This window comes from Scandinavium sp. M-37, from assembly GCF_043558715.1.
Classification (GTDB): domain Bacteria; phylum Pseudomonadota; class Gammaproteobacteria; order Enterobacterales; family Enterobacteriaceae; genus Scandinavium; species Scandinavium vulneris_A.
On record NZ_JBIGIN010000069.1, the window covers coordinates 1 to 6,048 of the forward strand.

The 6,048-nt window shown below is 36.5% G+C and carries 3 protein-coding genes and 3 pseudogenes; all 6 read right to left on the reverse strand.

The genetic code is table 11. The features are described from left to right. Positions 1-166: 166 nt before the first annotated feature. Positions 167-408 (reverse strand): annotated as a pseudogene (locus ACG0Z5_RS23580) (nucleotidyl transferase AbiEii/AbiGii toxin family protein); the annotation flags it as partial. Between the two features lie 10 nt (positions 409-418). Next, positions 419-995, reverse strand: a pseudogene (locus ACG0Z5_RS23585) (type IV toxin-antitoxin system AbiEi family antitoxin domain-containing protein). A gap of 1,057 nt (positions 996-2,052) precedes the next feature. Further along, the gene (locus ACG0Z5_RS23590; RefSeq protein WP_394451568.1) at positions 2,053-4,044 is read right to left on the reverse strand and encodes a DUF3732 domain-containing protein; all 1,992 of its coding nucleotides are present in this window, start codon (positions 4,042-4,044) and stop codon (positions 2,053-2,055) included. A 2-nt stretch (positions 4,045-4,046) separates the two neighbouring features. After that, the gene (locus tag ACG0Z5_RS23595) at positions 4,047-4,529 is read right to left on the reverse strand and encodes a three component ABC system middle component (RefSeq protein WP_394451570.1); all 483 of its coding nucleotides are present in this window, start codon (positions 4,527-4,529) and stop codon (positions 4,047-4,049) included. Between the two features lie 2 nt (positions 4,530-4,531). Continuing rightward, a complete protein-coding gene (locus tag ACG0Z5_RS23600; RefSeq protein WP_394451571.1) occupies positions 4,532-5,734 on the reverse strand; it encodes an ABC-three component system protein in 1,203 nt (400 codons plus the stop codon). A 239-nt stretch (positions 5,735-5,973) separates the two neighbouring features. Next, a pseudogene (locus tag ACG0Z5_RS23605) lies at positions 5,974-6,048 on the reverse strand (integrase); the annotation flags it as partial.

Consider the following 6,048-nt stretch of genomic DNA (forward strand, 5'->3'; position numbering starts at 1 on the left):
GTTTTATGGATAGTTTTCTGCATCAGGCGTCGTTCGATACGGGGTATGGGTGCTATGATCGGCATCGCTCAGTCCGGTTGGTGATGTGGGAGATTTGGCGATTGATCAGATCGCACAATCCGGGCTGAGTTCCCTTTAAGTGATCTACTATTTCGCGCAGCTATTTAGGTTTGCCATTCAGCGGTTCATTAATGCGCATCAATGTGTCATTGATAGCAGCCAGATCGGTATCCAGATCCGCGAATGTCTTATACGACAGATCGATATCCATCGATAGGCAAGGGAAGTCCTGCACAAATAAATTGATTGCCGTGTTGCCTTTCAAGCGAAACAGGACTCCTTTGCCACATGCGGCAGAGCCGTCATTAATAGCCTGACCTGTCGGCTATAAATATCACGCGGACCCATCTTCGATTCCTTACGGTTTATACGCGTGGGGAACGATGATTTGATAATCTGGCCCCAGCCAACTGCCGGGAACGATTTGCCGTTTTTCCCGAACCTATTTCTATATCGCGTTGATCGAGAGACTGAAAATAAGGATGCCCATTGCGTTGGGCAAGATTGAGCATTAACCGGTTGATTTTGATCGAAAGACTGGCGCATAACAGAGACTGTAATTTACGCGGGCTAAAAAGATTCATCCCCTTGAAACAGGGGGCAGCATGCTCGAACGAAATCGGCGAAGGAACGCCGCTGGCGAGCTCATAAGCGGTCAGTTCAGGAACAATGCTCACCAACTACCGGCCGCCGATATTGAGTTTTACCGTGCATGTTGTTATATCGACGGTGAGAGGTATACAGAATGAAAAGTTTCGCGAATTGCTTAAAGGCGGCACACCATCACGGTAGCTTGACGTAAGCTGGGAATGCGAGCCAGATTTGTTATCTACCCGGTTCGGTATAATGAGCGTGGCCCTGCAGCGCAAGGCTGGTCAGAACCGCCATGCGAACTGTATTTACAGTCAGTAAACCGCGCCTACCCAGTCCGACATACAGTCCGTCCTGCAGTATACGGCGTGCCATTAAGAGAACTTACGAGCTATGCCGTTGCGGACAAGCCATGACCGGAGATGCTCTTGGCCGGGTAGGGTGTTTTGTATCACCCAGTTTAGATAGTTTGTCAAATGTCGCCTATTAAATAGTTGCGCCTAATACCTCTACCATTTACTGACATGTGGCTATTGCGTAAGAGTAGCACATCGCAGCCCGATACAGCGTGGTCAGAAAGAGTAAACAGCCCTAACGCCTTACCGTGCAAGAGCTGGACGAAAGATGAGCACTATTTCTCGCATCTATTTAATTGACAATTTCGTGAATTATTAAACTAACGTGGTTTTTAAAAGAAAGGAATCATAGAGAATTTAAATTATTGTTATTGTGTTTTTATGATTTTTCTTGCTGTTGGTAATTCATATTCAATAATATATTAATTCCTTTTATAAAAACTTTAAAATGAAGGGGGGAGTGTCTCTCATGTGGAAAATAAGCTGCATTCGAACTTAGTCATATTTTTATCTGTCTTGTATTCGAAGGCGAAAAATAATCCGTATTGATTGAATATATAAAGCAACAGATAATCTGAATCCAACTGAATTGTTTACGGTGGAAAGAAAGCCCCACTTCTTTGCAAGGAATGTGAATTTTTATTTAGTGATTGGAAAGGTTATTTTGTTGAAGTGTTTTTCATCAATGTCAGATGATTATGTTGTTGTGAGACTACTGATTGTTTTTTATTTATCTTTGCAGACATACAACTATGCCCTATAAAACTTAAAACTAACAGAAGTTGGCGTACAGCCAGAATTAGTAATGCACTATGTGTTCTATGTATGAAAGAGCAGGTGCTGCCACAATATTCATTCATGAAAATGGAACCATTAAATTTATAAAAAAAAAGGGATGTTGCCAAATAAAAAGATAAAGTTGAAGATCGAATCATTCATAATATTGTTGGCTAGTGTAATTGACATTAAGTGGCTTATTGCAAAGCTTACATCTTCCTTATTGGGTCGATATAAGCTTTGGTTTATATAGATTTAATAGTATAATTTATCTAATCCATTTTTGAGGAATGAGTCCATCTCCTTCATCTTTCCAGCAAGCCGATTCATGAGTATTATCAACCTGTCCCCATATTGAACTATCAGCATGTTCAAGAACGATAACCTGGAAATTTAGATTATTCTCTTCAATTGCTGATGATAATATTTCAAATATGCGTTTTGTGGCAGTAATATCATCCTTTCTTGTGTTTTGTATATTTTCATTATTTTGATCTAGTATATTTTCACCAGAATCTGTACTGGGAAAATAAACTTGGCTTGGCTGATCGATTATTAAAAAACTAAAAGGTGGTAATTTATATCTATCTGGATGAGAGAGGAATTCATGTAAAGCTAAGAAAACTGATATGTGATAGCCCATCCAGTTTGCACCGCTACCAACTTCCCATAAATATTCACTTTTAACGCTCTTTGGATCTTTAAAACTTAATGTTAATTCTTTTTTATCAAGGCTAACATTGCCTCTGCGTTCAAGGTTAAATTTATCCGCGTATTTTTCGATAAGTAAATTAACTTCCTTATATACGATGTATTCGTGACGTTCGCGATCAGATTTTTGGAAGTAAATGTCAAGAGGAGTTAACTGTTTGTTTATTTTCTTTATATTTTCACTGATGTCATCAGTGTTTTTAATTTTATTTAAAGATGCTAGCGTCTCCTGAATTCTTCCAATCATCACATAAACTTTATTTAATGAATCATTTGTCGCTTTGTCTTGTTTTTCAAGGTATAGCTTCTGTTTTCTGATTTTATGTAATTCTTCTTGATGATCTCTTAAATTTCTCTTTAGTTTGTCTAATTCTTTATCAGCAATAGGATTATCAAAGAGAGCATCTGACATTTTATTAATTCTTGATACTTTTTTTTCGAAATTATCAACAACAACGGATAGAGCATTCGTTTTTGAACCACAAGCTATGCATTCATTATTAGGAGATAAATTTTCTTTAAGCCATTCGAAACCGATGATATGTTCTTTCTCCATATTTATTGCTTTCGCAAAATCTTTGCCTTTAGAGAATAGTTGTTCAAAATTTCGAATTTTTATTCGTAGAGTATCAATTTCTCTTTGTTTATTCTCGCCATCTGCATTAAGTGATCTTATTTTTTCATTTGTGTATTCATAATTTGGAGCGCTTAATAGTGTATCTATATTCCCATCGAGATAAGTTTTGTTAATGAGTGACAATCTTTCAATTTTATAATTTGTGTCTTTTTCTTTTTCTTTTCCTTCTGAGACCGATGTTAATCCTAACTCAATACATTCATACCATAAGCGTTCGACTTCAAATTTCCAACCAGATAATGCTTTTTTATTGGCTTCTTGTTGTTTATACAATGTATCAAGTCTTTTTTGTAGGTCAATACGATCTCTTTCTTTTATCATATATTCACGGTTTATAATTCCTAAAGCAAAGGGCATTATTCGTTGTAATCTTTCTTTGTTTTGATAAGAATCAGCTTTAAAAAAGAGAGTATAGGGGTTTGCTACGATATGCTGTGGTAAAAAGTTAAATGCTGCCATATCTCTATAAGAAGCTCTGGCATCGAAACCAGGCCTTTCGTTTTCCTCTGATTGAGGTAGGTCGCTTAATTGGACTAGTTGATTGAATTTTTTCTTGAAACTTATATTGTTATCAGTAGCAATCAATTGTCGAGGAAGTTCTTCCGGGCAAGGAGAAAGGTAGAATTCATTGCTAACAGATTTATTTCCCGGAGTTTTACGTGCAATAAGGCGCTTATGCCCCATAATATCAACTGTTACACCGAACCACATAACGGACTCACGAATTACCCCGACAGGTATCGCGCACTTACTGGCACCGAGACAATAATCTATAATTGATATAACCGATGATTTCCCGGTACTACTGATTCCATGAATAATGTTTATTTTGTCTTTTTTAAAAGAGATTTCACGAACCTCATTCTTAGGGTTTGTTGGCCATAGAAGTAGTGAGTCGATCATGAGTTTCATAATTAATTCCCTAAAAGTAAGCAATAAATTGAAGATGTATCCATATGATAAAACCAGTTTGCCAGACGGGTTATTGTTTTGCTCATATCTGCTGGTAATCTTTTCTTCACATTAGGAGGCCATTTGATCGCACTTCTTTTAAACCAGATTTTATTATTTTTATCAAATTTGATTAATAAGCCAGATGAAACAGAAAGATTTAAGCCCTGAAGTGTTGCACCAGTATAATCAATAATCCGCTCTTTGAAATTTGACTTAATTAATTGATTTTCTAATATTACAGCATCTAATGGAGTGGAGTATTTTTTTGCTTTTATTGCATCTCTACTGAACTTATGCCAAACAAAAGGAAGGATAATCAATAGTTGCATTAAATCGGGATGGCTATTATCAACTGAAATAGCTTCGTATTCCTCTACAAACAATACAAGTAAAAAACAAGAAAGAGAGTTGTTGTTAATTAAATTTTCATCCATATAAAACATAGCTACTTATCCTTGCATTTTTTATAAGTATCATGCCAGTGCACAAATAATAAATCTTCAGGGTGGTTTGCTAAAGCATGATAATTCCCAATAGTAAAATAAGAGTTTGCTGTGTCGTTGCCACTTAGGGATGCCCTATAATCAGGGTTCATTGTGATTGAGTATATTTCCTGGGAGTGAGTTAGTTTTTTTTCAGGCGTATTATCTGGTTCAGTTAAATTGAATGTTATGTCCAGCCAGCGATGATAAAGTTCATCGTTACGATCTTCCCAGGCAGATAGAGGAATTTCGCCTGTATCTTGTAATCGGATTTTTTCAGCATAAAACGCCCAATAATTTAGTAATGCATGGTTGCAAGCATCAGTGTTTTTTCCTATTGTTTGAAGTTGTTCAATGAAAATATGACTAGTCTGATCTTCTTCTAAATACTTTCTATATGAAGTTTTGAGTATAGGTTGGTCAATGAATTTTTTACGTTTTATTCTATTTATTTCGGCATTTAATAAATTAAAAAAAGGTTCTTTTGTTAATATTGCGGGTTCTCTAATTTTCCAAGCTGATTTACATTTGTCGACAATAAGACCCAACAATGAATGATAAATCACTTCAGCATGTTCATTTATTTCCGATGGAAGATGGAATAAGCTTATCGTTGCAGGCTTAGTTTCAAGGCCTGAAATTGTCCCATGATTATCAAGTAATACAATATTCTTAATCAGGAATTCCAGATCGTCCTCAGAGTAATTAAGTACTTGGCCTGCAATCCTTTTTACTTCCCCTGTAATGATCTTCTCCTGTTTTCTTAATTCTTTTAGTGCTGCTTTTATTTGTTTGTCTGTTTGAGCTTTAGAAAGTGAATTTGCAAGAGTGTTATTACCTACATTTTTGTTAGTTACTAAACAGTAAGAAATTTCCTCATATTTTTCTCGAGCGTCTTTCATTGTTGAAAGCCAAATATGCAGAGTATGCCAGAGATTCTTGCTACTATCCTTATAGGGTTGTCCACTAGTGCCCAAAGCGTGTTTATCTTGCTCAAAAGAGACATGGAGCTGGCCGTTATCGAATGAAATCTCTTCTACCACATCATCCGCAGTTTCAATTCCAAATATGGTAGAATTGTGTTCACTGACAAAGATACGATATAGTGCGCGTTCAATTTGGTAGAGAAAACCTAAAAATTTAGAACTGGCTTCTTGAGTTATCATTCTTTACCTATTACCTGTATAAAATCACATGTAAATTTGCCTAAATACCTTTTTGTGTATCAAAAGTGGCAGTCCATTAGATATACAATCATTCAAGCGCAAATTTTCTCCGGATGCAATAACATTATAAATGATATGTGCTCTTGAGCGGACCCCATGAAAACCAGACAGTAGAAGTCTTTTAACTTAATAGGTGGGTTCGACTGATGGTGGTCGATACCGGTGTAAGCATACCTGTTTTAGTTCCACACACTTTTTGAGAGTTCCGGTTTTTCAGCCATCAGCCGGTATTCTTCCGGCGTCAGGTTATTCAG

Bases quoted from the DNA above. Each gene is read 5' to 3' on its own strand.
- ACG0Z5_RS23595 (WP_394451570.1), bottom strand. From the start codon at position 4,529: ATGTTTTATATGGATGAAAATTTAATTAACAACAACTCTCTTTCTTGT.
- ACG0Z5_RS23600 (WP_394451571.1), bottom strand. From the start codon at position 5,734: ATGATAACTCAAGAAGCCAGTTCTAAATTTTTAGGTTTTCTCTACCAA.
- ACG0Z5_RS23590 (WP_394451568.1), bottom strand. From the start codon at position 4,044: ATGAAACTCATGATCGACTCACTACTTCTATGGCCAACAAACCCTAAG.